Here is a 25,128-nt window from a genome sequence, read left to right on the forward strand (position 1 = left end):
TACAAACTTGCCATAATCTTTATTTTCATCAATTTTTGTTATATTTGGTTTTTCAAACTCGATCATTTAGTTACTCCCTCTTAAACGAAAAGCAGTGTAATGCGATGATTATACACGGCGACGTTTTGGAGGACGAGCACCATTGTGTGGCACTGGAGTCACATCACGAATTGCTGTTACTTCAAGACCAGCGGCAGCAAGCGCACGAATAGCTGACTCACGACCAGAACCTGGACCTTTTACAGTAACTTCAACTGATTTAAGACCGTGTTCTTGTGCAGATTTAGCAGCAGCTTCAGAAGCCATTTGAGCAGCGAATGGTGTAGATTTACGAGAACCTTTGAAACCAAGAGCACCAGCTGATGACCAAGCAATTGCATTACCATGCACATCAGTAATCATAACAATAGTGTTATTAAATGTAGCGTGAATATGAGCAATACCAGATTCGATATTCTTTTTCACACGACGTTTACGTGTTGGTTTAGCCAAGACTTTTACCTCCTATATTATTTTTTCTTACCAGCAATCGCAACAGCTTTACCTTTACGAGTGCGAGCGTTGTTTTTAGTGTTTTGTCCACGGACAGGAAGTCCACGACGGTGACGGATACCACGGTATGAACCGATTTCCATCAAACGTTTGATGTTCAAGTTTACTTCACGACGAAGGTCACCTTCAACTTTGATTGCATCCACTTCACGACGGATAGCATCTTCTTGATCTGATGTAAGATCACGTACACGAACATCTTCTGAGATTCCAGCAGCAGCTAAAATTTTCTTAGATGTTGCAAGTCCGATACCATAAACATAAGTCAATGAGATTACTACGCGTTTGTCATTTGGAATGTCAACTCCAGCAATACGAGCCATGTTTTCTCCTTTCTATCTTATCCTTGACGTTGTTTGTGTTTTGGATTTGCTGGGCAAATTACCATAACACGACCATTACGACGAATAACTTTACAGTATTCGCAAATTGGTTTGACCGATGGTCTTACTTTCATTTCTTATCCCTCCAAGTTTTTCGATTATTTAAAGCGGTAAGTGATACGTCCACGTGTCAAGTCATATGGACTCATTTCGACAGTAACACGATCTCCCGCTAAAATACGAATATAGTTTTTACGAATTTTACCAGAAACTGTTGCTAAAATCTGATGTCCATTTTCAAGTTCAACCGTAAACATTGCATTCGGCATTGTATCAACTACTTTGCCTTCAACTTCAATCACATCGTCTTTTGCCACGCAAAAGCACCTCCATAAATTTCGATTCGATGCCTCTAGACACAGAGACAACAATTATAAGTCAGACTATCTCAGTATAACATTTGTAGCGGATTTTTGCAAGTGTGAAAAACGCTTTATTTCAAATTTGTCAATACTTTTTCGATATCTGAGAAGACATCATTGATATCTTGATTACCTTCGATGTCATGAACCAAACCTTTGGCACGGTAGTGAGCAATGATTGGTTCCCCTTGAGCAATATTAACGTCCAAACGACGTTTTACTGTCTCAGGCTTATCATCTTCACGTTGGTAGTAATCTTCTTCTTTATAGTCAACTGGTGGGTTAAAGACCTTGTGGAAAGTTTCTCCAGTTACGCGGTGGATGATACGACCACTCAAACGTTCCAAGAGGCTGTCTGGATTCACTTCGATGTTGATAACACCTTCTAGTTCGATGCCAAGTTCAGCCAATGTTTTGTCCAAGGCATGAGCTTGTTCGATTGTACGTGGGTAACCATCCAATAAGAATCCTGTTTCTTTAATATCATCTTGTGAAAGACGTTCTTTTACGATTCCATTTGTAACTTCATCAGGAACTAATTCACCCTTGTCAATATATGACTTAGCAAGAACACCCATTTCAGTTTGATTTGCCATAGCAGCACGGAACATATCACCTGTTGAGATATGTGCAACATGGAATTGTTCTACGATTTTTGCTGCTTGAGTTCCCTTACCTGCACCAGGTAAGCCCATAATCAAAAGATTCATGATTTGATCTCCTTATTTTATTTTTAAATAGAAGCAAAAAGTCTTTTCACCCCTATTTAAAAACAAAATAGAAGAGGGGAGACCAAACTCTCACAAATGTTAGAGTTAAACCTCCACTCCCTCAGTAATTACTGATTCAGTAATTACTTTTATTCTGTTCTGTCCATGAAACCAACATACTTACGTTTCAATAGGTAGCCTTCCAATTGTTTGATTCCTTCAATACCTGTAGAGATAATGATCAAAAGACTAGTCCCTCCAAAAGCAACTGCCTCTGAAAGTCCGAAAACATCTTTTGCTACGATCGGTAAAATCGAAATCACACCAAGGAAGAGAGAACCAACAGTTGCAAGACGACGAAGAAGTTTAGACATATATTCTTCTGTACCTTTACCAGGACGAACTCCATGGATATAAGCACCGCTCTTTTGTAAGTTTTCTGCCGCTTTTTCAGGATTAATCTGTACAAACGTATAGAAGAATGTAAAGAGAATAATCAATAAAGCATACATGGCAATACCAGTTGGTGAAGTTGTTGCCAGCATTTCTTGTGCTGTTCTTACCCAAGCCCAATCATGACCTGTAGCGCTCAAAAACTGAAGAATAGCCGCAGGCGCTGCAGTAATCGAACTTGCAAAGATAACAGGGATAACTCCAGCAGGGTTTACCTTCAAAGGAAGATAAGAGCTAGATGGAGCACCTTGTGCAACCTTCGTATATTGGATTGGAATTTTGTATTCTGCTTGTTGAACATAAGTTGTAAAGTAAATAATCAACAATACAGTAATAATCAAAATGATTACGAAAATGATAGATGAGTTGATACGGCTACTTGGGACGTTCACAAAGTAGTCCACATAGATGCCCTGAATCATCTCTGGAATTGAGGCAACAATCCCGGCAAAGATAATCATAGAAACACCATTTCCGTATCCCTTATCTGTAATTTGCTCTCCCAACCAAGTCACAATCATACTACCAGCTGTTAAGATGATACCAATCATGATAAAGACTTGTGGAGTAAGAGCTGTTTTCAACAATTGAGCTCCAGCCAAAGTATTAAAACCAGCTGTAATCCCGATAGATTGCACAAAAGCTAGAACAAGAGCAATATAACGAGTAGCTTGATTTAATTTTCTTCGACCTACTTCCCCTTGTTTACCCCACTCTACAAACTTGGGTAAAATATCCATTTGCAAGAGTTGGACAACGATAGAGGCCGTAATGTAGGGACTAACTCCAAGAGCAAAAACTGAGAAGTTTTTCATGGCATTCCCTGACACTAAGCTCAACATGTTTAAGAAGGATAATCCACTTAAAGCATTCAAGCTATTGGCATTCACACCAGGAACTGTAATACTTGTTCCGATACGAAAGACCAAAACGATAAAAATTGTAAATAAAATTTTTGATCGAACCTGCTTGACTTTAAGAGCTTCTCTTAATAATCTAAAAAACATAGGTCACCTCTCTTAGATGACTTCTACTGAACCACCTTTAGCAGTGATAGCTTCTTCAGCTGATTTAGAGAATTTAGCTGCTTTCACAGTCAATTTCTTAGTCAACTCACCGTTACCAAGAATTTTAATACCTGATTTTTCAGCTTTAACAATTCCTGCTTCGATAAGAACAACTGGAGTAACTTCAGCACCATCTTCAAAGACGTTCAATTGGTCAAGGTTCACAATTGCGTATTCTTTAGCGTTGATGTTAGTGAATCCACGTTTTGGAAGACGACGGAACAATGGAGTTTGTCCACCTTCAAAACCAAGGCGAACTCCGCCACCGCTACGAGCTTTTTGACCTTTTTGACCACGACCAGATGTTTTACCGTTACCTGATGAAGTACCACGACCAACGCGGTTACGTACTTTACGAGAACCTTCTGCAGGTTTCAATTCATGAAGTTTCATTTTTATTTTCTCCTCTTTTGTAAAATGCTAGCGCCGATAAGGGAGAAAAGGTTGTCTCCCCCATCAACTCGCCTATACGACGTCATCATAGATGACTATATCTAGTTTTAGGGGATGGTATAGTGCACATCCCCTAAAAATTCATTAGTTTACTTCTTCAACTGTTACCAAGTGAGATACTGCTGTGATCATACCACGGATAGCAGCGTTGTCTTCTTTAATAACAGAGCTGTTCAATTTGCCAAGTCCAAGTGCTACAACAGTTTTACGTTGTGATGGAATGCGTCCGATTGGAGACTTAGTCAAAGTAATTTTAATTTGAGCCATTTTATCCCCTTTCTTATGCCAAATCAGAAACTGAAATACCACGAAGGGCAGCAACTTCTTCAGCGCGTTTCAATTGTTTCAAACCTTCAACAGTTGCACGAACAATGTTGATTGGAGTGTTAGAACCAAGTGATTTAGATGTAATATCTGCCACACCTGCCAATTCCACAACGGCACGAACTGCACCACCAGCGGCAACTCCAGAACCTTCTACAGCAGGTTTCAACAATACTTTAGCTCCACCGAATTCTGAAAGAACTTCGTGTGGGATTGTTGTTCCAACCATAGGAACTTCGATCAAGTTTTTCTTAGCATCGTCTACTGCTTTACGGATTGCTTCTGGAACTTCTTGAGCTTTACCAGTACCAAATCCTACGCGACCGTTGTGGTCACCAACAACAACAAGAGCTGCGAAACGAAGACGACGTCCACCTTTAACAACTTTTGTAACACGGTTGACAGCAACTACGCGTTCTTCTAATTCAACTGCATTGTCTTTAAATGCCATTTTCTAGTGTCCTCCTATTAGAATTTCAATCCGTTTTCACGAGCTGCATCAGCCAAAGCTTTCACACGTCCGTGATATAGATATCCACCGCGGTCGAACACCACTTCTGAAATACCTTTAGCGTTTGCACGTTCTGCAACGAGTTTACCGACAGCAACGGCTTGTTCAGTTTTAGTTCCTTTTGAAACTTCTTTGTCAAGAGTTGAAGCACTTGCGAGCGTTACACCCGCTACGTCATCAATCACTTGAGCGTAGATGCCTGTATTAGAACGGAATACGTTCAAACGTGGGCGATCAGCAGTTCCAGAGAGTTTTCCGCGAACGCGACGGTGGCGTTTTTGGCGGAGTTTGTTTTTATCTGGTTTTGAAATCACAGTTTTCACCTCTTTAGTTTTAAATCGTGTGCTATGCACAAAGTTGGAAAATAGGTTGGTGGTTGATGATCAACCACTCAACATTATTTACCTGTTTTACCTTCTTTACGGCGAACGAATTCACCAACGTAACGGATACCTTTACCTTTATATGGTTCTGGTGAACGAAGGCTACGTACGTAAGCAGCTGTTTGACCAACCACTTCTTTTGAAATTCCGCTAACAACGATTGTTGTTGGGTTTGGAAGTTCAAAAGTAATTCCTTCTGGAGCTTCAACTTCGTCTGGATGAGATTTACCAACAGCCAAAACAAGTTTAGTTCCTTGAAGTTGTGCACGGTAACCAACCCCACGCATTTCAAGTTCTTTCTTGAATCCTTCTGATACACCAACAACCATGTTGTTCAAAAGGGCACGAGTAGTTCCGTGGATAGTTTTCATTTCTTTTGAATCGTTTGGACGGTGAAGAGTTACTTCAGTACCTTCCACACGGATTTCAATATCTTTTGAGAACTCACGAGTAAGTTCTCCTTTAGGTCCTTTTACAGTTACAACGTTGTCATTGTTAGTGAGTTCAACACCAGCAGGCAACACGATAACTTTATTACCAATACGTGACATGTTTATTTTCTCCTGTTAAATTGTCAGGCCAGAACGGCCAGTTTTCACGGGGTTAAGATACTTATTGAGTTCAATAGCTAAATTGAACACGCTCTAAGAACTGTGCAAAATAGATAAGTTGGCTTGTTTGTAAACAAACTTCTCCAACTTCCTAATTTTGCTTTGTTCTTTACGAGCTTTGTATCTTGATTTTACCAAACGTAAGCGATAACTTCTCCACCAACATTCTTTTGGCGTGCTTCTTTATCAGTAAGCAAACCTTCAGAAGTTGAAAGGATAGCAATTCCAAGTCCGTTAAGAACTTTTGGAAGGTCTTCACGTTTTTTGTAGACACGAAGTCCTGGTTTAGAAACACGTTTCAAGTTAGTGATAACTTTTTCACCGTTTGGTCCGTATTTAAGGAATACACGGATGATGCCTTGTTTGTCATCTTCGATGATTTCAACGTTTTTTACAAAACCTTCGCGTTTAAGGATTTCAGCAATCCCTTTTTTGATGTTTGATGCAGGTACTTCAAGTACTTCGTGTTTCGCTTGGTTAGCGTTACGAATACGAGTTAGGAAGTCTGCGATTGGGTCAGTCATAACCATTTTATTTTTCTCCTCTTACTAGTAGTTTGCAAGTTGCACTTGCTAGTTAATGATTGAGCTAGGCTCAGAATATGTTTCTAGGTTTCAAGTCCTAAGTGAGTCTAGGCATCTGCTTGCAGGCATAACTTGAGTTAGGCAAAAGCAGATAACGACGAATCACAACGGGATTGAAAGCTAGAATTACCAAGATGCTTTTGTTACACCAGGAATTTGTCCTTTGTAAGCTAATTCACGGAAGCAAACACGGCAAAGTTTAAATTTGCGGTAAACTGAATGTGGGCGACCACATTTTTCACAACGAGTATAAGCTTGAGTAGAGAACTTCGCTGGACGTTTGTTCTTAGCAATCATTGATTTTTTAGCCATTAGATTTACCTCCTATATTATTTTGCAAAAGGCATTCCAAGGCCTGTAAGCAATGCACGTGACTCTTCGTCAGTGTTAGCAGTTGTTACGATAACGATGTCAAGACCACGAGTTTTGTCAACGTCATCAAAGTTGATTTCTGGGAAGATCAATTGTTCTTTCACACCAAGTGTGTAGTTTCCGCGTCCATCAAATGATTTTGTTGGAACACCGTGGAAGTCACGTACACGTGGAAGTGAAACTGAAACCAATTTATCCAAGAATTCGTACATACGTTCACCACGAAGGGTAACTTTTGCACCGATCGCAACACCTTCACGAAGACGGAAGCCGGCGATTGATTTTTTAGCTTTAGTGATAAGTGGTTTTTGACCTGAGATAAGTGCTAATTCTTCAGCAGCTTTTTCAAGACTTTTAGCGTTTGATACAGCTTCACCAACACCCATGTTCAAAACGATCTTATCTACTTTAGGCACAGCCATCACTGATGAGTAGTTGAATTGTTCTGTCAAAGCAGGAACTACTTCATTAAGATATTTTTCTTTTAAACGATTTGCCATTATACTTCTCCTTTCCTTCGTGATTAATCAAGCACTTCGCCTGATTTTTTGTTGTAGCGAACTTTTTTACCGTCTACAAATTTGTAACCAACACGACCAGCTACACCATTTTTGTCCAATACTTGAACGTTTGATACGTGGATAGCTGCTTCTTTCTCGATGATACCACCTTGAGGAAGTTCGTTAGTTGGACGTTGGTGTTTCTTAACGATGTTAACACCTTCAACGATAACTTTGTTTACTTTTGGAAGGGCAGTAAGGACAACAGCTTCTGTTCCCTTATCTTTACCAGCGATTACGCGAACTTTGTCGCCTTTTTTTACAAACATTAGGTTTCTCCTTGATTTTTCTTACGCCCATAAGGGCACCCTAGCTTAAAGCTAGGGGACTAGTTTGTTTCTAAAAATTAAAGTACTTCTGGAGCAAGTGACACGATCTTCATGAAGCCACCTTCACGCAATTCACGTGCAACCGGGCCAAAGATACGTGTTCCGCGAGGAGTTTTGTCTTCACGGATGATAACTGCTGCGTTTTCGTCAAATTTGATGTATGAACCATCAGCACGACGAGCACCTGATTTAGTACGAACGATAACTGCTTTAACAACGTCACCTTTTTTAACCGCACCACCAGGAGTAGCTTGTTTTACAGATGCCACGATAACATCACCGATGTTTGCAAATTTACGTCCTGAACCACCAAGAACTTTGATAGTCAAGATTTCGCGAGCACCGCTGTTGTCTGCGACTTTCAAACGAGTTTCTGTTTGAATCATTTCAGTTTTCTCCTTTCAGGTTTGATTAGATGATGACCGCTTCTTCAACAACTTCTACAAGACGGAAACGTTTTGTAGCTGAAAGCGGACGAGTTTCCATGATACGTACGATATCGCCTTCTTTGGCAACATTGTTTTCATCATGAGCTTTGTATTTTTTAGAGTAGTTAATACGTTTACCATAGACTGGGTGGTTACGTTTTGTTTCAACTACAACTGTGATTGTCTTGTCCATTTTGTCAGATACAACACGTCCAACAAGAACTTTACGATTATTGCGTTCCATTGAAATTTCTCCTTCCCTAGTCTATTATTTCGCTTCAGATTGAACTGTTTTGATACGAGCGATTTGTTTTTTAACTTCTTTCAAGCGAGCTGTTTGTTCCAATTGACCAGTAGCAGCTTGGAAACGAAGTTCAAACAATTCTTTTTTCAATTCGTTTTCGCGCTTCGCGAGTTCTTCTTGAGAAAGACCACGAAGTTCTTTAACAAATTCTTTTACTTCATTAAGTTTCATGCCTTCTCCTTATTCTGCTTCACGTTTTACGAATTTACATTTAACTGGCAATTTGTGGCTAGCAAGACGAAGCGCTTCGCGTGCAATCTCTTCAGATACACCAGCGATTTCGAACATCACTTTACCACGTTTAACTGGTGCTACCCAACCTTCAGGTGCCCCTTTACCAGATCCCATACGCACACCGATAGCTTTAGCAGTGTATGATTTGTGTGGGAAGATTTTAATCCAAACTTTACCACCACGTTTCATGTAACGAGTCATGGCGATACGAGCAGCTTCGATTTGGCGGTTAGTGATCCAGTGGCTAGTTGTAGCTTGAAGACCGTATTCACCGAATGCTACTTCTTTTCCACCTTTTGCTTCACCGCGCATTTTTCCACGGAATTCACGACGGTGTTTAACACGTTTAGGTACTAACATTGGTTATTTACCTCCTTTAGTGTTTTTGCGAGCTGGAAGAACTTCACCACGGTAGATCCATACTTTAACACCAAGTTTACCGTATGTAGTATCTGCTTCTTCCCAAGCGTAATCGATATCTGCACGAAGTGTGTGAAGTGGAACAGTTCCTTCAGAGTATCCTTCAGCACGGGCGATATCTGCACCGTTCAAACGACCTGATACTTGAGTTTTGATTCCTTTAGCTCCAGCACGCATTGCACGTTGGATTGCTTGTTTTTGTGCACGACGGAAAGCAACACGTTGCTCCAATTGACGAGCAATTCCTTCACCTACAAGGTGAGCATCCAAATCAGGTTGTTTGATTTCGATGATGTTGATGTGTACTTGTTTTCCAGTCAATTTGTTAAGTTTTGCACGAAGTGCATCAACGTTAGCACCACCTTTACCGATAACCATACCTGGTTTAGCAGTGTGAAGTGAAACGTTAACTTTGTTTACTGCGCGTTCGATTTCGATAGTTGAAACTGCTGCGTCAGCAAGTTCTTTTTGAACGAATTTACGGATTGCAAGATCTTCATGAAGGTAATCCGCGTATTCTTTTTCAGCATACCATTTGGCATCCCAATCACGGATGATGCCGACACGCATACCAATTGGATGTACTTTTTGACCCACGATTTTACCTCCTTATTTTTCTGCAACAGCTACAGTGATGTGAGCTGTACGTTTGTTGATTGGTGAAGCTGAACCTTTCGCACGTGGACGGAAACGTTTCATAGTTGGTCCTTCGTTTGCGAATGCTTCAGATACTACCAAGTTAGCTTTATCCAAACCAAAGTTGTTTTCAGCGTTAGCTACAGCTGAGTTCAAAACTTTCAAGATGATTTCAGCAGCTTTGTTTGGAGTGAATGTCAAGATTGCGATTGCATCGGCTACGCTTTTACCACGGATGTTATCAAGAACAAGACGTGATTTACGAGGTGAAACACGTACTGTACGAGCCATTGCTTTAGCTGAAGTAATTTCTGCCATTTATGTTCTCCTTATTTTCTACGTGTTTTCTTGTCGTCTGCAGCGTGACCTTTGTAAGTACGAGTTGGTGCAAATTCACCAAGTTTGTGACCTACCATGTCTTCTTGAATGTAAACAGGTACGTGTTTACGTCCGTCATAAACTGCAATAGTGTAACCAATGAAACTTGGGAAGATCGTTGAACGACGTGACCAAGTTTTAATAACTTTTTTCTTTTCGTCGTTAGCTTGAGCTTCAACTTTTTTCATCAAATGCTCATCGACGAAAGGTCCTTTTTTAAGACTGCGTCCCATTTTTATATTTTCTCCTTTAAATGTTGTACCACAGCGGCTTGCGCTCACATGGAGCGCTACCGAGCTGGCGGATTTACTAGTTGCTTAAGCGACTAGTTTAATATTATTTCTCGTTGCGACGACGAACGATAAGTTTGTCAGATTTCGCTTTCTTGTTACGAGTTTTAAGACCAAGAGCAGGTTTGCCCCATGGAGTAGATGGCGCTTTACGACCAACTGGTGCTTTACCTTCACCACCACCGTGTGGGTGATCGTTAGGGTTCATTACAGAACCACGAACTGTTGGGCGGATACCTTTCCAACGGCTACGTCCTGCTTTACCAAGGTTTACAAGTCCATGTTGTTCGTTTCCGACCACACCAACTGTAGCACGGCAAGTTCCAAGAATCATACGAACTTCACCTGATTGAAGACGAACAAGTACGTATTTACCTTCAGAACCCAATACTTGAGCAGATGCTCCAGCAGCACGTACCAATTCACCACCACGACCTGGTTTCAACTCGATGTTGTGGATCAAAGTACCAACTGGGATGTTAGCAAGTGGAAGAGCGTTTCCGACTTTGATATCTGCTTCTGGACCTGAAACGATACGTTGACCTACTTCAAGACCTTTTGGAGCGATGATGTATGCTTTCACACCGTCAGTGTAGTGTACAAGAGCGATGTTTGCAGAACGGTTTGGATCGTACTCGATAGTTTTAACAACTGCTTCAACGTTGTCTTTATTACGTTTGAAGTCAACCAAACGGTAGAAACGTTTGTGTCCACCACCTTGGTGACGAACAGTGATACGACCGTTGTTGTTACGACCAGCCTTGCTCTTCAATGCAACAAGCAATGATTTTTCAGGAGTGCTTGTTGTGATTTCAGCGAAATCCAAAGAAGTCATATTACGGCGACCGTTTGTTGTTGGTTTATAAACACGAATTCCCACGATATTTCCTCCTTAGATTATTCAGCTTCAGCAGCAAACAACTCGATTGCTTTTGAATCAGCTGTAAGTGTGATGATAGCTTTTTTAGTTTTGTTAGTAAAACCAGTGTAACGTCCAACACGTTTAGCTTTAGGTTTTACGTTGATTGTGTTAACGTTGGCAACTTTAACACCTTCGAAAGCAGCTTCAACAGCTTGCTTAATCAAAAGTTTGTGTGCACGAGTGTCAACTTCAAATACATATTTCCCTGCTTCAAGTTGAGCCATTGAGCTTTCAGTGATTACAGGTTTTTTGATAACATCATACAAATTCATTATGCAAGAACCTCCTCGATTTTAGAGATAGCTGCTTGTGTGACAAGAAGTTTGTCGCTATTTGCGATGTCAAGAACACTTGCAGTTGTAGCAGTTGCAACTTTCACGTTTGGAAGGTTACGAGCTGAAAGAGCTGCGAATTCATTTCCTTCTTCAAGGATAACAAGAACTTTAGAATCGATGCTCAATGCTGCAAGAACTTTTGCAAATTCAGCAGTTTTTGGAGCTGTAAATGAAAGAGCGTCTACAGCTACGAATTTGTTTTCAGCAACTTTTTCAGAGTAAACTGATTTAAGAGCTAGGCGACGAACTTTTTGTGGAAGTTTGTAGCCGTATGAACGTGGAGTTGGTCCGAAGACAACACCACCACCACGCCATTGTGGTGAGCGGATAGAACCTTGACGAGCACGTCCAGTTCCTTTTTGACGCCATGGTTTGCGTCCACCACCTGATACTGCAGAGCGGTTTTTAACAGCGTGTGTTCCTTGACGAAGGCTTGCGCGTTGGCTGATGATCACATCAAACACAACTGATTCATTTGGTTCGATACCAAATACTGCATCGTTAAGAACAACTTGGCCAGCTTCTTTACCAGTTTGGTCAAATAATGTTACGTTTGCCATTGTGACTGATTTCCCCTTTCTTTATTATTTACCAGCTTTAACTGCTGATTTGATAGTGATAAGAGATTTCTTAGCACCTGGTACGTTACCTTTGATAAGGATAACGTTCTTTTCTGGAACAACTTGTACAACTTCAAGGTTTTGAATTGTTACACGGTCGCCACCCATACGTCCTGCAAGGTTTTTACCTTTGAATACACGGTTAGGTGCAACAGGTCCCATAGAACCTGGACGACGGTGGTAACGAGAACCGTGAGCCATTGGTCCACGTGATTGTCCGTGGCGTTTGATAACACCTTGGAAACCTTTACCTTTAGAAGTACCAGTTACGTCAACAACGTCTCCAGCTGCGAATGTTTCAACTGTGATTTCAGCACCAACTTCCAAGCCTTCAACGTTTTTGAATTCACGAATGAAGCGCTTAGGAGCCGTGTTAGCTTTCGCTACATGTCCTTTAGCAGGTTTGTTGCTCAATACTTCGCGTTTGTCATCGAAACCAACTTGGATAGCGTTGTATCCGTCTGTTTCAACAGTTTTAACTTGAAGAACAACGTTTGGAGTTGCTTCAATAACTGTTACAGGGATCAATTCGCCAGCTTCAGTGAAGATTTGAGTCATTCCCACTTTTTTCCCTAAGATTCCTTTTGTCATGAGAAAATAGTTCCTTTTCTATATTTTTTATTCAAAAAGTTTTTAACGAGCGTTTTTTATGCTCAAGGTATCAAGCTTTAGATTAAAGTTTGATTTCTACGTTTACACCACTTGGAAGATCCAATTTCATCAAGGCATCAACTGTTTTTTGAGTTGGGTTAACGATATCGATCAAACGTTTGTGTGTACGCATTTCAAATTGTTCGCGAGAGTCTTTGTATTTGTGAGTCGCACGAATGATTGTGTAGAGGCTACGTTCAGTTGGAAGTGGGATTGGACCCGCAACTTGTGCACCTGTACGAGTAGCTGATTCTACGATTTTTGCAGCCGCTGTGTCAAGCGTACGGTGTTCGTAAGCTTTCAAACGGATACGGATTTTTTTGTTTGCCATCTTTTTCTCCTTTTCGTCTATTTAAGATAATAGGCTAGCTCCACAAGAAAACCGACGCGGTGTTGCGTGGCAATGCAACCGAGCGTGTCGCAACCTCTTGCATCAAAGCTAAGGCTGTAATTTACAGCACCATAATAGAATAACACAAAGCCCCTGCGATTGCAAGGGATTTGTTGCTGTTTTTTCGTTTTTTTACAATGAAACTGTTTTCCTATTTTTTCTTTCTAAAATTAGGGATTTTCTTCTATATAATTCAAGTTCTCTTGACCTCAAATTTATCTTCTGATTGTTTCACTAAGATATCCGCCTTGGATTCGGTCCCTTTATAGTAGTGTAGATATTGCTCCCGTCTCATCTGATGGCTAGCCAATATAAAGGATGCATCCCGATTTCTAACAGACGTATCTCGAGCTAGACGCCACTTTAATTCGGTCTCCTCATCCGTGTAGAAACAGATGGTTTTGTCAAAGAGTTCTTTGGGTAAAAAGCCAACAGACATCCCTTCGACAACCAAAATCGGTTTTGCTCCAGACAAGACCTCACTAGCTTTCCAAGGTTCTTCAATTGTTAAGATATCCATACCCCTCTGCAAGGCTAAGATATCTCTCTGCAAACTTGCCAATTCATGTGCCACCGGCAGACAAGCTGTCATCTTTTGATTTGGCGCTTGCTTTGGTACTACCAGATGACGGTCTGAGGTAATATAGGGATCTGTTTCTAGCAAATTTACTGTAGTAGAATCTAAGGCTTGGTACAATTCCTGTGCAAAGGTTGATTTACCTGAAGCTCCATGACCGTATATTCCCAGTGTCCTGATTTTCCCCGTCTCGATCTCTGAGACTAGTTGGTCCATTACGTCGTTTTTCTTCACTCTCTCTTCACCTGTTCATAGCTTTCTTTTCCGTCATTGAGTTTGTCCCAAATCACTACTTTCCCACTTTTGAGGGATTTTTGCACATCGATAATTCGTTGATTGGACGAACCTCGAAACTGAAGCATAAGATTTCTTTTAGTTCGATCATACCGTCCATCGACCAGGATATCAATCAGTGATAAGAGTTCCAGTTTATCTGGTGTCTCCATCATCATTTCTTCCCAAGTGTAACCCGTCCAGGACCAGATGTCTTTTTCTGGCAATTCCTTTCGGATGCGTTTAACGAGTGGCAAGAGAATACCCGTATTGAGAAAAGGTTCTCCCCCCAACAAAGTCAAGCCTTGAACATAGGGCTGAGCAAGATCTGCCATGATCTGTTCTTCTAGCTCTGCCGTATAGGGAATGCCAGCATTAAAAGACCAAGTCGCAACATTATAACATCCCTCGCAGTGAAACATGCAACCTGATACATAGAGAGAGTTACGCACGCCTTCTCCATCTACAAAGTTAAAGGCCTTGTAATCAATGATACGACCTTGACTGAGTTCCTCGCTTTTCCATTCTTGTGGTTTTGGATTATTCATTCGCTACCTCTATCCAATAACGCTCGACTCCATTACGAACATCTTCAAGAATCCCTCCATTTGCTAGAATGACTGCTCTGCTAGCAGAATTATTCACGCTACAGGTCACAAGAGCTTTCTTAATGTTCTTTGCCTTAGCCAGTTGTAAACCTTGTCGGAGAGTTTCTTTAGCATAACCTTTGCCTCTTTCAGACGGTCGGATGGAGTAGCCAATGTGGCCACCTTTTTCTAGTAGGAAGTTATTGAGACGCAATCGGAGGTTAAGAAATCCAAGTGCTTGACCTTTCCCGGAAAAAGCTACTAACTGAATTGCAGGAACCCATCCTTCAGACAGATTAATCCCCATTTCCTGATTCTGATTACTTTCTAACCAATCTTCATAGGAAAAATTCTTTGGATCCCAGAAGCCTCCATCATGGGCTGATTGGCTCTTTTCAAATTCCTCCATCATGTCTATAACAGCTGTCTTATCTGCTAATCTTGGTCTGCGTAGTTCCATCCTTACCTCCCACTAAGAGAAAAGCGAGAGCTAACTCTCACTTTTATTTTTTCTTATTCTTGTTTAAAAGTTGTTCTCTGAGGTTGAGCAAGCGTTCTTTTTTACCAGCTCCACCTTTAGAGTGTTTCTCGTGATAACGGGTCACTTGTGCACGCCCCTTATCGTCTAATTGATATTTTCCCATTTCATTTCTTTCTAATTTGTTACTTGATGTCCAGCTATTTTAATCGTTGAGCCATTCATATGTTTGACACGCGCAGCGATTTCCTTATGACGGCCGTTGACCATCGGTCTCGCTTGAGGATTTCCAAGATAGCCACAGGTCCGTTTAACAACGTCTACTGTTTTTGGATCACTATTGCCACAGTTAGGACACGCAAATCCTCTCTCAGTTGGATCAAAGTCTCCTTCGAAATCACACTTGTAGCAACGATCAATCGGAGTATTGGTTCCTAGATAACCTACACGGTCATAAGCATAGTCCCAAACAGCTTCCAAGGCCTTTGGATTTTGTTGAAGAACTGGGTACTCACAGTAGTGGATAAAGCCACCTGACGCACCCGCTTCTGGATAAACCTTCTCAAAGTCTAACTTTTCAAACGGTGTTGGATTTTTACGCACATCATAATGGAAGGAATTTGTGTAGTATTCTTTATCAGTAATGTCTGGAATAGAACCGAATTTCTCTGTATCCAGGCGACAGAAGCGGTCTGTCAAACTTTCAGATGGCGTTGAATAGATAGAGAAGTGATAGCCATATTGGTCTGACCACTCTTCTACTCGATGTTTCATGTCTCGAATGATATCAAGGGTGAATTCTTTAGCTTCTGGATTGGTTTCCCAATTGTTACCAAAGAATACTGTCGCTACTTCATAAAGTCCAATATAGCCAAGCGAAACAGTAGCACGGCGATTCTTAAAGAGCTCGTCAACACTTTCTTCCTTACCAAGACGACGGCCAAAAGCTCCGTATTGATAAAGAATTGGGGCATTAGCTGGAGTTGCTTCCTTGGTTCTTTCCACACGGTAAACTAAGGCATCTTCCGCGATATTCATGCGCTCATTGAAGATTTCCCAGAACTTATTCATGTCGCCTTCAGATTCAAGGGCAATACGAGGAAGATTGACCGTTACCACACCTAGATTCATACGACCTGAATTAACTTCAACTCCATTTTCATCCTTCCATCCTTGAAGGAATGAACGACATCCCATCGGAACCTTGAAAGAACCTGTCAACTCAATAATCTTATCATAAGATAAAACATCTGGATACATGCGCTTAGTTGCACACTCAAGAGCCAACTGCTTGATATCGTAGTTAGGCGAACCTTCCTCTAAGTTAAGACCTCTTTTAAGAGTAAAGATGAGTTTAGGGAAGATAGCTGTACGGTGTTCTGAACCAAGCCCCTTGATACGAATGTTTAAAATTGCCTTTTGAATTTCTCGTTCAAAACGATTGGTTCCTAGACCGAAACCAAGGGAAGTAAAGGGTGTTTGCCCATTTGATGTAAAGAGGGTATTAATCTCATACTCTAGAGATTGCATGGCATCATAGATGTCTTTTTGGGTTTTCTTCCAGGCATATTCTTCGCGCTTGTCAGGCAGTACCCATTCCTCTGCATCTTTGAGGTGTTTTTGGTAATTTTTTTCTGCATAAGGAGCCAAGACTTCATCAATACGGTCAGCTGAACAGCCTCCATACTGGCTAGAAGCAACGTTGGCAATGATTTGGGAAATCTGAGCTGTCGCAGTCTGGATAGACTTGGGACTCTCTACCTCCGCATTTCCAATCTTAAAACCATTTTCCAACATGCCTTTAAAATCAATCAAACAGCAGTTTGTCATAGGGGTATAGGGACTATAGTCCAAGTCATGATAGTGGATATCCCCCTTTTGGTGGGCATTGGCTACGTGCTTGGGAAGCATTTGCAGCCCGATTGACTTCCCAACAATCCCTGCTGTCAAATCACGCTGGGTATTAAAGACATCGCTGTCTTTATTGGCATTTTCATTGACAACTGCTTGATCTTTATTGAGCAGCTTATGGATACTAAAGTTAATATCTGTCGCTTTTGAGCGCTCAAAATCTCTCTGTGTACGATAAGTAATATACTCCTCAGCCAATGCATATTCTTTGGCTTCAAGGAGTTCGTGTTCTACGATATTTTGGATTTCATAAATCTTAACTCCCTGTGGAAATCGACTATGAATTTCTGTGACAATTCGCTCGGTCAGAGCATTTAGGCGCTTTTCAACCAAGGGTGTCACATCCATAACCTTGTCAGCCGCCTTGTGGAGAGCCTTGTCAATCTTGTCCACATCAAATACAACACGTCTCCCATCTCGTTTTTCAACAAAGAGGGTTGGTAGGGTTGTAATTTTTTCTTCTAGTGCAATCATATGCATGCTCTTTTCTAAAATAGGATATCTAAAAAGTATTATACCACTCTAAAAAGAAAAATCAATATCTTGTGTTAAAAATCAGAGAATTTTTAAAAATACACAAGATATTGATTTAGTTATTTAATTTTATAGACTTTGAATTCTGAGTAATCAGTCTTTACTGGTTGGTAATTTTCTTTCAAAATTGTTTCCACTTCAGACCATACTGCTACCTTATCATTCACCACAATCACCTTGGGTTGTTTTTCTTTCAAGTCATGAATCAAGGTAGTTTTATTTTCTTCTGTATTCGTGTAAAGAAGAGGTGATGGGAACATGGATCCAGCCAAACGCTGACTTTCCTTATACATCTGAACATGTAAATCCCAGATATAGATTTGGTCTCCCTCACTTGTCTCTTGTTTGACTCTATCTACTACTTGATGTTGTTCTCCATACGAAGCTGGATGCAAGACAAAACGAGCTACAAATGGAATTGCAATCAGGTAAACCACAACGAGGATTGGTAAGTAGAGATTCCCCTTCATAAATTTTTTCCATAAAGTAGGAACTTCTTCCCTTCTTCGACGACGAGCTCCTCTAGCTGAATGTTTCCCACGAATACTGGTCATCAAAAGAAGGAGTAAAAATGGAAGGATGAGAATCAAATGTGAACCGTGAAGAGGTTCTTGAGAAAAAATAATCAAGACTAGTGCAAATAAGAAAACAAAACTAGCTGGTACTGAAATAACATATAATCTCGATGCCTTTGATTGGAATAAGCCCAGAAAAACAAGAACGAGAGCACCTAAGCCAAAGGTCAACAAACCATAGAATAAAAGATGATCTATTAGTTGAGGATTGGTAAAAATCTGAAGGGAATCAATCGGATATAAAAGACTTCCTATAGCTTCTCCAAAACCACCTGAAGCAAGAACATAGTATCCTACTGGGTAAAAGATGAAAGAAAAGCCAAGTGCTGCTGCAAAAAACTGATAAACCCCATGAGCAAGGCGACCATGTCCAACATTAAAGACAAATAAACCAATTGTTACTACTGCAGTAAAAAGAAGACTTGTAAGAGGCTCTATGAAAAATGATAGGGCCAAGAAAATCCCCAGACGTAGAAATCCCTTGTCATGATTAGGATTTGATAGATAGCGTGCTACTAAAGAAAAGCCTGCAAATAAGAACGGTAGAGCTAAGATAGTAGCGTAGCCTCCGCCAAAACCAAGACCGGATACCAAAATATAAAATATGGTTAGGAGTTGTTTGGCTTGCTCCCTCTGTCCCGTCAGATAGTCAGTTGAAGAAAAGAGGAAATAACCTCCTCCTAAGAGGGCTAACCATTCCACCAAGGCAAAAAGAATGCCTCCCTGAGTGATGTAAAGTAGTAAGTAATAAAGAAGACCTTGACCAGCATAATAGCTACTGTAGAGCTGTCCTCCCTGATGTAAAGCCCACCCTATATACAAATCCTGAGCCTGAGAAGGACTTACCATATCTAAAAGTAAAGGTATCACCACAGAAAAAACCGTTGCAATCGTACTTCCAATGATGAGTCTAAAAAACGGAAAAGCTACCTGTTCTTCTTTTTCTACATGAGATTCAAGCTTCCTATCCAGTCTATTTTCAATTTCATTCCTCTGTATCGTTTCGGATACTTCTTCGATTCTGCCATATACAGCCATATCGTTTCTCCTATTCAATTTATCTGTCTTAGTATATCAAAAAGACCTAGAATTGTCAGCTTGCGATGGCTGTTTGAGCGATTTTTTACATAGTTTCACAAAGGTTTCAATTTCCCGAAATCGGTGTAAATGTGTCTGTTTAAATGTCGTGATATAGTTTAATTCTTTCTGAGTCAGCATCTTTCCTCCTACATCTTCTTATTCGTAAAAGGCAAGAAAAATAGGACTGGTTTGTGTCCTCAGTCCTAGATTTCTTATAAGATAGGGGCGAATAACTGGGCAATTTCCTTAATCAATTTCTGATACCAGCTATTTTTAATCGTATGAGGGAAAATTTCTTGCGATACCGAAAAAATCTCTTGAAAATCTTTTTGAATCTCAGCGATTGATTCTGTTTTATATAGCAAGACTGCATTTTCATAGTGGTGAAGCAAACTTCTATAATCTAAGTTAATAGTCCCAACTGCAGCAAAGTCCTTATCCACCAGGATTTGTTTACTGTGGATAAAACCTGGGCTATACTCAAAAATCCTTACTCCCGCTGACAACAAATCCGGATAGGCCCCTCTCGTGATGAGTTGGATTAATTTTTTATCCGGAATGAAAGGTGTTACAATGCGGACATCAACACCCCTCATGGCCGCGTTTTTAATACTCTCAGTTAAATCATAGTCAATAATCAAATAGGGTGTTGTGATATAGACTGAGTCAGTAGCCTGATTAATCAAACTTTGATAGACTTTTTTCCCTACCTGAGTACTGAAGATGGGCTTGGGACCACTACCATAGGGAATACAGAGCCCTTGGCTAGAACGAGGCTGGTTTTCCAAGTGATACTGGTCAAAATCACTGATTTCCCCACGATTGATGTACCAAGTCATCAAAAAGAGACGGGTTAGAGCCTTGACACCAGGGCCATCTATGCGAATCCCACTGTCCTTCCAGTAGCCAAAGCGTTCTACATGATTGATGTACTCATCGGCTAAGTTAATGCCTCCTGTATAGGCTACCTGACCATCTATGACAAGGATTTTACGATGGTCCCGATTGTTGTAAGCCACCGTCAAACGAGGAATCACCTTGTTAAATTTATGGGCTTCAATTCCTCGACTACGAAGCTGAATGGTATAATCTCCAGGTAAAGTCGCCATACAGCCGATATCGTCATAGAGCATCTTGATCTCTACACCCTGAGCTGCCTTTTGCTCTAGTATATCTAGTATGCTATTCCACATCAGACCTTCTTCGACAATATAGTACTCTAGAAAGATAAACTTTTCAGCTTTCTTGAGGTCTTCCAACATGTGTTGCCACATGCTTTCACCCGAAGAAAAGAATTGTGAATCTGTTCGATCATAGACATCGGCATTGCTATCCATACTTAACAAAGATTTGATAACTCCATAAGCCGCCTTATCCTCTTCCTTCAATTTCTGGCGGAGAGCTTTACTGTTATCCTCCCGAAAATGCATGGAACCAAGTTTGTCCAACTGCTTGATTTCTTTTTTGGACAATCGCCTTTCACCAAACATCAGATAGAGCAAAGGACCAATAACGGGAACAAAAGTTACCACTAACCACATCACTTTGCTTTCGGGCGCCATGGAACGATTGACAATCGCTACGATAGTCGCCATACTCATAAAAATTAAGAGAATGACCCATAGAATAGGAGCCATCCGCCCTAAATAAAGAAAGAGACCAAAAACAAGACAAAGTTCAAGCAGCATAATCGAAAGACTAAAACCATACTTGGACATCAATAATTGAAATTTCCTATATTTCATACATTCCCTTTCTTTTAACCTTCCCCCTAACCACCTAGTTAATAGATGTTCCCACTAGTATACATCAGTTCATAGCTAGATGGCAACAATTTACTCTTGCTAAAGTTTCAACCATTATGCTCTCATATGCGTATTACAGTTTGAGGGCCAACATATTGACCGTCATACCGGCTGCAGTTCCCATAAGATAGATGACATCTCCCTCCTTAACAAGCCCTTGTTCTAATGAATAAGCCAAGCCAAACGGTACAGATACTGACACCATATTTCCATAATCAGTGACAAGATTGAGATATTGTTCCTCCGCAACACCTAGTTTTTCCATAACTAAAGGAAGGGCACGACTTGCTTGATGGGGAATAATATAGTCCACATCTGACAATGCTAGCTGCGTTTTTTCTTGAAACTCTTCAAACATGACTGGAATTTTACGAGCAGATAAGAGGAGAATTTTCTTACCTTTCATATCAAACATATAGTTGGTCTTAGTCGCTTCAGAGTACTCTTTTGGTTGAAAAGAAGTCAGACCTCCACGAATCTCCGTATCGTGTGCTCCTTCTGACCAAGTACGTTGGAGACTAGCAATGACCCCTTTTTCCTGATGGCTTTTTTGGAAAATAAAGGCTGCCGCCCCATCACTAAAGAGTTCAAAACTTTCTTTTTGCTTAGGATTGAGCCCTAAACTACCAACCTCACTAGACACAATTAGGACACGATTGTATTCGCCTGCCTCGATCAAGTGGGACATAGTCGATAGAGCAGAAATAAAGCTAGTACAGGTCGTATTGATATCCATAGCTGGGATTGAGAGTCCTTTTGCCACGCGCTCATGAATCAAGGCAGCCGTACAAGGAATAGGCTGAACACCAACTGCACTAGCTGATACAAGGCAATCGATATCTTTAATATCTAAGTTTGCATATTCGAGTGCTCTCTGAATTGCTACCTCTGCTAAATCTAACTGCGTTTCTTCATTTTCAACTACACGATAACGCGTCTGGTCTTTGAATTGGACGGTATGCTTTGGAAGGCAAACACCATATCCTGCAATTTCTATATGTCTTTTTACTTCTGTCATTGTCTTTTATCCTTTCATAAACGTTGGATTCGTTTGAGTTTATGGCTAGTATCCCAGTGATAATCTGAAAATTGAATTTCGGGAACTATAAACTGCTTTTGCTGGGCCAGGAGTTGAAACTGTACTAAAATAGCTGTCTCCATGCTCTCATCTCGTTGGTTTAGACAAACTTCCACTAACTTCTCAGAATATTGTTTGACTTGGTAATCTCCTATATTCTCCACAAAGAGGATGCAACGTCTGATAAAGTCTGGATAGATGGTCACCTGTCCCCCATCCAGTCCATCGAAATAGAAGATGTCGTCAGAGCGTCCTTCGACCTTGTCAATTCGTGTATAGCAGGAGCCACACGGACAAGTCTTCGGATTTTCAACCAAGATATCATTAAGCTGGTAGCGATAAACAGGCTGACTACTTCGTTTAAAGTCCGTAATCACTGGATAAAAACGGCGGTCATCCAGATACTGCTTTTCCACAAGTATAATGTCTTCGTTGAGATGCAGATTGCCAGCTGAGCAAGTGCAAGCTAGGAAACCTTCGGTTGCCTGATAAACTTGGTCAATAATGGATAGAGAAAAGGCTTCTGCAATGAATTCCCTATCATTATCTTCCAAGATTTCTGCCACCGAAACGATTTTTTGTGGATAAATAGCTAACTCTCCAGCCTTGAGACGCTTACTCAATTCAATCAACATAGAGGCTGGTGCCACAACAATCGTCGGCTGGTAGGTATTCAGCCGCTCGATATGGACATCTGTAGGTTTAAAAATATCAAAATACTCCAAACGAATAAGTGCCGTATTGATGGTCTGATAGAGTTCATTATCAGCTCTCAGGAAAAAGGCGATTCGGTGTCCAAAAAGCTGGCCCTTGGGTAACATCTTAGCTAAGATAGCTGCTGCCCACATACTTCGCTCTTTCTCCGTTGTGATAAAAAGCCCCCGATGTCCAGATGTCCCTGAAGACAGTCCGACTGCCACATCGCCTTTGAGTTCAGTGAAATCACGAGTCTTTTCACTTTCAATAGCCAAGGCCAAGGCTTCATCCCGATCTACTCCTTGGGTGTTGAGCTCGTTGAAACGCTCCATCATAAAAGCCTTGTCCATATGGTCAAAGTCGCTAGGAACCCCATTTTTAAAGTAGGGCGACTCTCGCTTTAAAAAGTTCATATAATTAGCTAATTGCTTTTTCTGATAGTTCTCTACAGCTTCTCGAGATTTGAAGTTGTGAAGCCAGCGAGTTTGGACAAAGGTTTTAAGAAAGGTTCCTTTTTTCATATATGATACGTTCTATCCTTTCTACAGGGTCATGGCTAACAACTACTTCAATACCATCTCTCAAGACTTCCTCCAAAAACTCTGTCCCCTTGATATAGTCTGCCTTATTGTCCTGAACCAAGGAAGGAATCGGGAGCATCTGCTTGGTGTAAGGCAAAAGGTCAATTCCCCAACAGAGATCTGCTGCGATGAGGAGATTAAAGTCTGGAAGGTACAGACAAGCTTGCCCCCTTGCATGCCCATCAACAGAAGCTACTAGGATACTTCCATCTCCAAAAAGGTCACTAGTCGGACGATAGGGAAAGGTTGAATCTTGCTGGTCAGCTCTAATAATGGTTAGATTTTTTTCAAATGAAGCTGGCAAAAATTCCTTGAAAATCAAGTCTTTCAGTGTCGGTTTCTTGTAAACATCATACACTTCCTGAGTCAAGATAAAAGTTGCATGAGGGAAGAAGCTAGCCCCTCCCAAATGATCTGGATGCAGGTGAGATAGGATGATATAATTAATTTCTTCTGGTTTAATTCCCTTAGCTTTCAGCAAATATGAAATCTGGTCCTTCTCTGTCATTTGAACAGGTGTTCCCAAACGATAGAAACCATAACGAATCTGAGTCTTAATATCGTAATGGTAGCCCGTATCATAGAGGAGGTATCCCTTCTCCCTATGTTTGATAAGAAAAACCCCGGCTGGAAAGGTCATCTTTTTATTCTTGATTCCCTTAAATAGCAAACCTGTATAACTCGTGCAATATCCTGCTGGGAAATAATCAATGCTTTCTATAATCTTTGACATACTGTTCAATCCCTTCCGAAATACTGATTTGAGGGCGATAGCCCAAGTCTCGCTCCGCCTTGCTGATGTCCAGCGTCTGGCTATACCTCAGCAAGTAATAGGTGTAGCGTGTCAGAGCCGGTTCTCCTTTGAGATGCAAGTTCTTGTAAATAAACTCTAAACTACTGGCAATAGCTGAAAGAAGAGGAGCTGGCACTTTTCGGTATGTTATCGGATAGCCTAGCCCTCTCAAGGTTTCTTCTATCAGACTCCTAAATTCCCTTGGTTCTCCATTGGTGATGTTATAGACTTCGCCACTAGCTTGAGGGGCCTCTAGTGCCAAACGAATGGCCAGAGCGACATTTTCCACACAGGTCATATCCATGAGCTGACGACCGTCCCCTATCAAGGGAATGCCAATCTTCTGACTGAGTTTGAGAACTCGGGGTAAAATACTGGTATCTCCAATCCCAAAAAGCCCACGGGGGCGTAAGATGATGCTAGGTACATCCGGATAGTCTTTAAAGAGTTGCTCCGAAGCCAGCTTACTACGGATATAGTTGTTAAGCTTGTTTTCTTGCGGAGCATCGCTTTCTTTGATGGCGAACTGGTCTTTAGAAGCAGCATAGATGCTAGGTGAGGATACGTAAACCAAGCGTTGGATACCGACTTCACGACAGGCTTCTAGAACATACTTGGTCCCAAAGACATTTGTCTGGTAGAAATCTTCCCAAGGTCCCCAGACAGTAGAAAGAGCACCCGCATGCACAACCATGTCCATCCCCTGACAAGCCCGAGCCAAGTCCTCTTGCTTGGTAAAATCTCCCTGAAAAAAAGTTACTAGGGAGTTCTCCAAAGACTGACCCACCTTGCGATTGCGTCCAAAAGCGCGTACCTGATAGCCATGCTGACTGAGCTCTTCAACAACATACTTGCCTATAAAGCCCGTAGCACCTGTTACCAATACTTTCTTCATTT

General features: G+C 41.1%; 38 protein-coding genes and 1 pseudogene. All 39 read right to left on the bottom strand.

The window, feature by feature from the left end; translation table 11 throughout:
• Positions 1–66 (bottom strand): annotated as a pseudogene (locus tag QZ565_RS00725) (DNA-directed RNA polymerase subunit alpha); the annotation flags it as partial.
• A gap of 42 nt (positions 67–108) precedes the next feature.
• Positions 109–492 carry a 30S ribosomal protein S11 gene (rpsK, locus tag QZ565_RS00730; RefSeq protein WP_001118385.1) on the bottom strand — a complete coding sequence of 128 codons (384 nt, stop codon included), beginning with the start codon at positions 490–492 and terminating at the stop codon, positions 109–111.
• A 17-nt stretch (positions 493–509) separates the two neighbouring features.
• The gene (gene rpsM / locus QZ565_RS00735) at positions 510–875 is read right to left on the bottom strand and encodes a 30S ribosomal protein S13 (RefSeq protein WP_000090781.1); all 366 of its coding nucleotides are present in this window, start codon (positions 873–875) and stop codon (positions 510–512) included.
• A 17-nt stretch (positions 876–892) separates the two neighbouring features.
• Positions 893–1,009, bottom strand: coding sequence for a 50S ribosomal protein L36 (gene rpmJ / locus QZ565_RS00740; RefSeq protein ID WP_001808836.1), 117 nt, complete (start codon positions 1,007–1,009; stop codon positions 893–895).
• Between the two features lie 24 nt (positions 1,010–1,033).
• Positions 1,034–1,252: a translation initiation factor IF-1 gene (gene infA, locus QZ565_RS00745; RefSeq protein WP_001029883.1), complete on the bottom strand. Its 219-nt coding sequence runs from the start codon at positions 1,250–1,252 to the stop codon at positions 1,034–1,036.
• Between the two features lie 116 nt (positions 1,253–1,368).
• Positions 1,369–2,007 carry an adenylate kinase gene (locus tag QZ565_RS00750; protein WP_001050436.1) on the bottom strand — a complete coding sequence of 213 codons (639 nt, stop codon included), beginning with the start codon at positions 2,005–2,007 and terminating at the stop codon, positions 1,369–1,371.
• 149 nt (positions 2,008–2,156) lie between these two features.
• Positions 2,157–3,467 (bottom strand): preprotein translocase subunit SecY, encoded by a 1,311-nt coding sequence (gene secY / locus QZ565_RS00755; RefSeq protein ID WP_261045763.1) that lies wholly within the window; start codon positions 3,465–3,467, stop codon positions 2,157–2,159.
• Positions 3,468–3,479: 12 nt separating this feature from the next.
• Positions 3,480–3,920 (bottom strand): 50S ribosomal protein L15, encoded by a 441-nt coding sequence (gene rplO / locus QZ565_RS00760; RefSeq protein WP_000766087.1) that lies wholly within the window; start codon positions 3,918–3,920, stop codon positions 3,480–3,482.
• A 144-nt stretch (positions 3,921–4,064) separates the two neighbouring features.
• On the bottom strand, positions 4,065–4,247 hold the full coding sequence (rpmD, locus tag QZ565_RS00765; RefSeq protein WP_000057241.1) for a 50S ribosomal protein L30: 183 nt from the start codon (positions 4,245–4,247) through the stop codon (positions 4,065–4,067).
• Between the two features lie 13 nt (positions 4,248–4,260).
• Entirely contained in the window at positions 4,261–4,755 is a 495-nt protein-coding gene (gene rpsE / locus QZ565_RS00770) for a 30S ribosomal protein S5 (RefSeq protein ID WP_000874202.1), read from the bottom strand.
• 17 nt (positions 4,756–4,772) lie between these two features.
• Positions 4,773–5,129, bottom strand: a complete 357-nt coding sequence (gene rplR / locus QZ565_RS00775; RefSeq protein ID WP_000624044.1) for a 50S ribosomal protein L18 — start codon at positions 5,127–5,129, stop codon at positions 4,773–4,775.
• Positions 5,130–5,212: 83 nt separating this feature from the next.
• Positions 5,213–5,749: a 50S ribosomal protein L6 gene (rplF, locus tag QZ565_RS00780; RefSeq protein WP_033684406.1), complete on the bottom strand. Its 537-nt coding sequence runs from the start codon at positions 5,747–5,749 to the stop codon at positions 5,213–5,215.
• 191 nt (positions 5,750–5,940) lie between these two features.
• Positions 5,941–6,339 (bottom strand): 30S ribosomal protein S8, encoded by a 399-nt coding sequence (gene rpsH, locus QZ565_RS00785; protein ID WP_000245504.1) that lies wholly within the window; start codon positions 6,337–6,339, stop codon positions 5,941–5,943.
• Positions 6,340–6,519: 180 nt separating this feature from the next.
• Positions 6,520–6,705: a type Z 30S ribosomal protein S14 gene (locus QZ565_RS00790; RefSeq protein WP_001085697.1), complete on the bottom strand. Its 186-nt coding sequence runs from the start codon at positions 6,703–6,705 to the stop codon at positions 6,520–6,522.
• Between the two features lie 17 nt (positions 6,706–6,722).
• Positions 6,723–7,265 (bottom strand): 50S ribosomal protein L5, encoded by a 543-nt coding sequence (gene rplE, locus QZ565_RS00795; protein ID WP_000013542.1) that lies wholly within the window; start codon positions 7,263–7,265, stop codon positions 6,723–6,725.
• A 23-nt stretch (positions 7,266–7,288) separates the two neighbouring features.
• A complete protein-coding gene (gene rplX / locus QZ565_RS00800) occupies positions 7,289–7,594 on the bottom strand; it encodes a 50S ribosomal protein L24 (protein WP_000497691.1) in 306 nt (101 codons plus the stop codon).
• Positions 7,595–7,671: 77 nt separating this feature from the next.
• Positions 7,672–8,040: a 50S ribosomal protein L14 gene (gene rplN, locus QZ565_RS00805; protein WP_000616545.1), complete on the bottom strand. Its 369-nt coding sequence runs from the start codon at positions 8,038–8,040 to the stop codon at positions 7,672–7,674.
• A 25-nt stretch (positions 8,041–8,065) separates the two neighbouring features.
• Entirely contained in the window at positions 8,066–8,326 is a 261-nt protein-coding gene (gene rpsQ, locus QZ565_RS00810) for a 30S ribosomal protein S17 (RefSeq protein ID WP_000440801.1), read from the bottom strand.
• A gap of 24 nt (positions 8,327–8,350) precedes the next feature.
• Positions 8,351–8,557, bottom strand: coding sequence for a 50S ribosomal protein L29 (gene rpmC / locus QZ565_RS00815; RefSeq protein ID WP_000772918.1), 207 nt, complete (start codon positions 8,555–8,557; stop codon positions 8,351–8,353).
• Between the two features lie 9 nt (positions 8,558–8,566).
• Entirely contained in the window at positions 8,567–8,980 is a 414-nt protein-coding gene (gene rplP, locus QZ565_RS00820; RefSeq protein ID WP_000960946.1) for a 50S ribosomal protein L16, read from the bottom strand.
• Between the two features lie 3 nt (positions 8,981–8,983).
• Positions 8,984–9,637: a 30S ribosomal protein S3 gene (gene rpsC, locus QZ565_RS00825; RefSeq protein ID WP_000529936.1), complete on the bottom strand. Its 654-nt coding sequence runs from the start codon at positions 9,635–9,637 to the stop codon at positions 8,984–8,986.
• A gap of 12 nt (positions 9,638–9,649) precedes the next feature.
• Complete coding sequence (gene rplV / locus QZ565_RS00830) at positions 9,650–9,994, bottom strand: 50S ribosomal protein L22 (protein ID WP_000818137.1); 345 nt, start codon at positions 9,992–9,994, stop codon at positions 9,650–9,652.
• 11 nt (positions 9,995–10,005) lie between these two features.
• Positions 10,006–10,287 carry a 30S ribosomal protein S19 gene (gene rpsS / locus QZ565_RS00835; protein WP_000533766.1) on the bottom strand — a complete coding sequence of 94 codons (282 nt, stop codon included), beginning with the start codon at positions 10,285–10,287 and terminating at the stop codon, positions 10,006–10,008.
• A gap of 103 nt (positions 10,288–10,390) precedes the next feature.
• Positions 10,391–11,224 carry a 50S ribosomal protein L2 gene (rplB, locus tag QZ565_RS00840; RefSeq protein WP_000512911.1) on the bottom strand — a complete coding sequence of 278 codons (834 nt, stop codon included), beginning with the start codon at positions 11,222–11,224 and terminating at the stop codon, positions 10,391–10,393.
• Positions 11,225–11,241: 17 nt separating this feature from the next.
• Positions 11,242–11,538: a 50S ribosomal protein L23 gene (locus QZ565_RS00845; RefSeq protein WP_001055347.1), complete on the bottom strand. Its 297-nt coding sequence runs from the start codon at positions 11,536–11,538 to the stop codon at positions 11,242–11,244.
• Positions 11,538–12,161: a 50S ribosomal protein L4 gene (rplD, locus tag QZ565_RS00850; protein WP_000024537.1), complete on the bottom strand. Its 624-nt coding sequence runs from the start codon at positions 12,159–12,161 to the stop codon at positions 11,538–11,540. Before rplD ends, QZ565_RS00845 begins: the two co-directional genes overlap by 1 nt.
• A gap of 24 nt (positions 12,162–12,185) precedes the next feature.
• Complete coding sequence (gene rplC, locus QZ565_RS00855; protein ID WP_000160197.1) at positions 12,186–12,812, bottom strand: 50S ribosomal protein L3; 627 nt, start codon at positions 12,810–12,812, stop codon at positions 12,186–12,188.
• A gap of 82 nt (positions 12,813–12,894) precedes the next feature.
• Positions 12,895–13,203, bottom strand: a complete 309-nt coding sequence (rpsJ, locus tag QZ565_RS00860; protein WP_001284513.1) for a 30S ribosomal protein S10 — start codon at positions 13,201–13,203, stop codon at positions 12,895–12,897.
• A gap of 253 nt (positions 13,204–13,456) precedes the next feature.
• Complete coding sequence (locus QZ565_RS00865; RefSeq protein WP_295524262.1) at positions 13,457–14,074, bottom strand: phosphoribulokinase; 618 nt, start codon at positions 14,072–14,074, stop codon at positions 13,457–13,459.
• Positions 14,071–14,661, bottom strand: coding sequence for an anaerobic ribonucleoside-triphosphate reductase activating protein (nrdG, locus tag QZ565_RS00870; protein WP_295524264.1), 591 nt, complete (start codon positions 14,659–14,661; stop codon positions 14,071–14,073). The genes QZ565_RS00865 and nrdG overlap by 4 nt, the downstream gene beginning before the upstream one ends.
• Positions 14,654–15,160, bottom strand: a complete 507-nt coding sequence (locus QZ565_RS00875; RefSeq protein WP_295524265.1) for a GNAT family N-acetyltransferase — start codon at positions 15,158–15,160, stop codon at positions 14,654–14,656. The genes nrdG and QZ565_RS00875 overlap by 8 nt, the downstream gene beginning before the upstream one ends.
• Before the next feature lie 43 nt (positions 15,161–15,203).
• Positions 15,204–15,344 carry a hypothetical protein gene (locus QZ565_RS00880; protein WP_295524267.1) on the bottom strand — a complete coding sequence of 47 codons (141 nt, stop codon included), beginning with the start codon at positions 15,342–15,344 and terminating at the stop codon, positions 15,204–15,206.
• 11 nt (positions 15,345–15,355) lie between these two features.
• The gene (nrdD, locus tag QZ565_RS00885) at positions 15,356–17,563 is read right to left on the bottom strand and encodes an anaerobic ribonucleoside-triphosphate reductase (protein WP_295524269.1); all 2,208 of its coding nucleotides are present in this window, start codon (positions 17,561–17,563) and stop codon (positions 15,356–15,358) included.
• A 119-nt stretch (positions 17,564–17,682) separates the two neighbouring features.
• The gene (locus QZ565_RS00890; protein ID WP_295524271.1) at positions 17,683–19,236 is read right to left on the bottom strand and encodes a damage-inducible protein CinA; all 1,554 of its coding nucleotides are present in this window, start codon (positions 19,234–19,236) and stop codon (positions 17,683–17,685) included.
• A gap of 254 nt (positions 19,237–19,490) precedes the next feature.
• Positions 19,491–21,023: a cardiolipin synthase gene (cls, locus tag QZ565_RS00895; RefSeq protein WP_295524274.1), complete on the bottom strand. Its 1,533-nt coding sequence runs from the start codon at positions 21,021–21,023 to the stop codon at positions 19,491–19,493.
• Positions 21,024–21,156: 133 nt separating this feature from the next.
• Positions 21,157–22,101 (bottom strand): 3-oxoacyl-[acyl-carrier-protein] synthase III C-terminal domain-containing protein, encoded by a 945-nt coding sequence (locus tag QZ565_RS00900; protein WP_042751749.1) that lies wholly within the window; start codon positions 22,099–22,101, stop codon positions 21,157–21,159.
• A gap of 14 nt (positions 22,102–22,115) precedes the next feature.
• Entirely contained in the window at positions 22,116–23,378 is a 1,263-nt protein-coding gene (locus QZ565_RS00905) for a F390 synthetase-related protein (protein ID WP_295524277.1), read from the bottom strand.
• Entirely contained in the window at positions 23,356–24,171 is an 816-nt protein-coding gene (locus QZ565_RS00910) for an MBL fold metallo-hydrolase (RefSeq protein ID WP_295524279.1), read from the bottom strand. The genes QZ565_RS00905 and QZ565_RS00910 overlap by 23 nt, the downstream gene beginning before the upstream one ends.
• Positions 24,146–25,126 (bottom strand): NAD(P)-dependent oxidoreductase, encoded by a 981-nt coding sequence (locus QZ565_RS00915; protein WP_295524281.1) that lies wholly within the window; start codon positions 25,124–25,126, stop codon positions 24,146–24,148. Before QZ565_RS00915 ends, QZ565_RS00910 begins: the two co-directional genes overlap by 26 nt.
• Between the last annotated feature and the right edge of the window lie 2 nt (positions 25,127–25,128).

This window comes from uncultured Streptococcus sp. (genome assembly GCF_915066115.1).
GTDB lineage: Bacteria > Bacillota > Bacilli > Lactobacillales > Streptococcaceae > Streptococcus.

Bases quoted from the DNA above. Each gene is read 5' to 3' on its own strand.
- rpsM (WP_000090781.1), bottom strand. From the start codon at position 875: ATGGCTCGTATTGCTGGAGTTGACATTCCAAATGACAAACGCGTAGTA.
- rpmJ (WP_001808836.1), bottom strand. From the start codon at position 1,009: ATGAAAGTAAGACCATCGGTCAAACCAATTTGCGAATACTGTAAAGTT.
- QZ565_RS00750 (WP_001050436.1), bottom strand. From the start codon at position 2,007: ATGAATCTTTTGATTATGGGCTTACCTGGTGCAGGTAAGGGAACTCAA.
- secY (WP_261045763.1), bottom strand. From the start codon at position 3,467: ATGTTTTTTAGATTATTAAGAGAAGCTCTTAAAGTCAAGCAGGTTCGA.
- rplO (WP_000766087.1), bottom strand. From the start codon at position 3,920: ATGAAACTTCATGAATTGAAACCTGCAGAAGGTTCTCGTAAAGTACGT.
- rpmD (WP_000057241.1), bottom strand. From the start codon at position 4,247: ATGGCTCAAATTAAAATTACTTTGACTAAGTCTCCAATCGGACGCATT.
- rpsE (WP_000874202.1), bottom strand. From the start codon at position 4,755: ATGGCATTTAAAGACAATGCAGTTGAATTAGAAGAACGCGTAGTTGCT.
- rplF (WP_033684406.1), bottom strand. From the start codon at position 5,749: ATGTCACGTATTGGTAATAAAGTTATCGTGTTGCCTGCTGGTGTTGAA.
- rpsH (WP_000245504.1), bottom strand. From the start codon at position 6,339: ATGGTTATGACTGACCCAATCGCAGACTTCCTAACTCGTATTCGTAAC.
- QZ565_RS00790 (WP_001085697.1), bottom strand. From the start codon at position 6,705: ATGGCTAAAAAATCAATGATTGCTAAGAACAAACGTCCAGCGAAGTTC.
- rplE (WP_000013542.1), bottom strand. From the start codon at position 7,265: ATGGCAAATCGTTTAAAAGAAAAATATCTTAATGAAGTAGTTCCTGCT.
- rplX (WP_000497691.1), bottom strand. From the start codon at position 7,594: ATGTTTGTAAAAAAAGGCGACAAAGTTCGCGTAATCGCTGGTAAAGAT.
- rplN (WP_000616545.1), bottom strand. From the start codon at position 8,040: ATGATTCAAACAGAAACTCGTTTGAAAGTCGCAGACAACAGCGGTGCT.
- rpsQ (WP_000440801.1), bottom strand. From the start codon at position 8,326: ATGGAACGCAATAATCGTAAAGTTCTTGTTGGACGTGTTGTATCTGAC.
- rpmC (WP_000772918.1), bottom strand. From the start codon at position 8,557: ATGAAACTTAATGAAGTAAAAGAATTTGTTAAAGAACTTCGTGGTCTT.
- rplP (WP_000960946.1), bottom strand. From the start codon at position 8,980: ATGTTAGTACCTAAACGTGTTAAACACCGTCGTGAATTCCGTGGAAAA.
- rplV (WP_000818137.1), bottom strand. From the start codon at position 9,994: ATGGCAGAAATTACTTCAGCTAAAGCAATGGCTCGTACAGTACGTGTT.
- rpsS (WP_000533766.1), bottom strand. From the start codon at position 10,287: ATGGGACGCAGTCTTAAAAAAGGACCTTTCGTCGATGAGCATTTGATG.
- QZ565_RS00845 (WP_001055347.1), bottom strand. From the start codon at position 11,538: ATGAATTTGTATGATGTTATCAAAAAACCTGTAATCACTGAAAGCTCA.
- rplD (WP_000024537.1), bottom strand. From the start codon at position 12,161: ATGGCAAACGTAACATTATTTGACCAAACTGGTAAAGAAGCTGGCCAA.
- rplC (WP_000160197.1), bottom strand. From the start codon at position 12,812: ATGACAAAAGGAATCTTAGGGAAAAAAGTGGGAATGACTCAAATCTTC.
- rpsJ (WP_001284513.1), bottom strand. From the start codon at position 13,203: ATGGCAAACAAAAAAATCCGTATCCGTTTGAAAGCTTACGAACACCGT.
- nrdG (WP_295524264.1), bottom strand. From the start codon at position 14,661: ATGAATAATCCAAAACCACAAGAATGGAAAAGCGAGGAACTCAGTCAA.
- QZ565_RS00875 (WP_295524265.1), bottom strand. From the start codon at position 15,160: ATGGAACTACGCAGACCAAGATTAGCAGATAAGACAGCTGTTATAGAC.
- QZ565_RS00880 (WP_295524267.1), bottom strand. From the start codon at position 15,344: ATGGGAAAATATCAATTAGACGATAAGGGGCGTGCACAAGTGACCCGT.
- nrdD (WP_295524269.1), bottom strand. From the start codon at position 17,563: ATGATTGCACTAGAAGAAAAAATTACAACCCTACCAACCCTCTTTGTT.
- QZ565_RS00890 (WP_295524271.1), bottom strand. From the start codon at position 19,236: ATGGCTGTATATGGCAGAATCGAAGAAGTATCCGAAACGATACAGAGG.
- cls (WP_295524274.1), bottom strand. From the start codon at position 21,023: ATGAAATATAGGAAATTTCAATTATTGATGTCCAAGTATGGTTTTAGT.
- QZ565_RS00900 (WP_042751749.1), bottom strand. From the start codon at position 22,101: ATGACAGAAGTAAAAAGACATATAGAAATTGCAGGATATGGTGTTTGC.
- QZ565_RS00905 (WP_295524277.1), bottom strand. From the start codon at position 23,378: ATGAAAAAAGGAACCTTTCTTAAAACCTTTGTCCAAACTCGCTGGCTT.
- QZ565_RS00910 (WP_295524279.1), bottom strand. From the start codon at position 24,171: ATGTCAAAGATTATAGAAAGCATTGATTATTTCCCAGCAGGATATTGC.
- QZ565_RS00915 (WP_295524281.1), bottom strand. From the start codon at position 25,126: ATGAAGAAAGTATTGGTAACAGGTGCTACGGGCTTTATAGGCAAGTAT.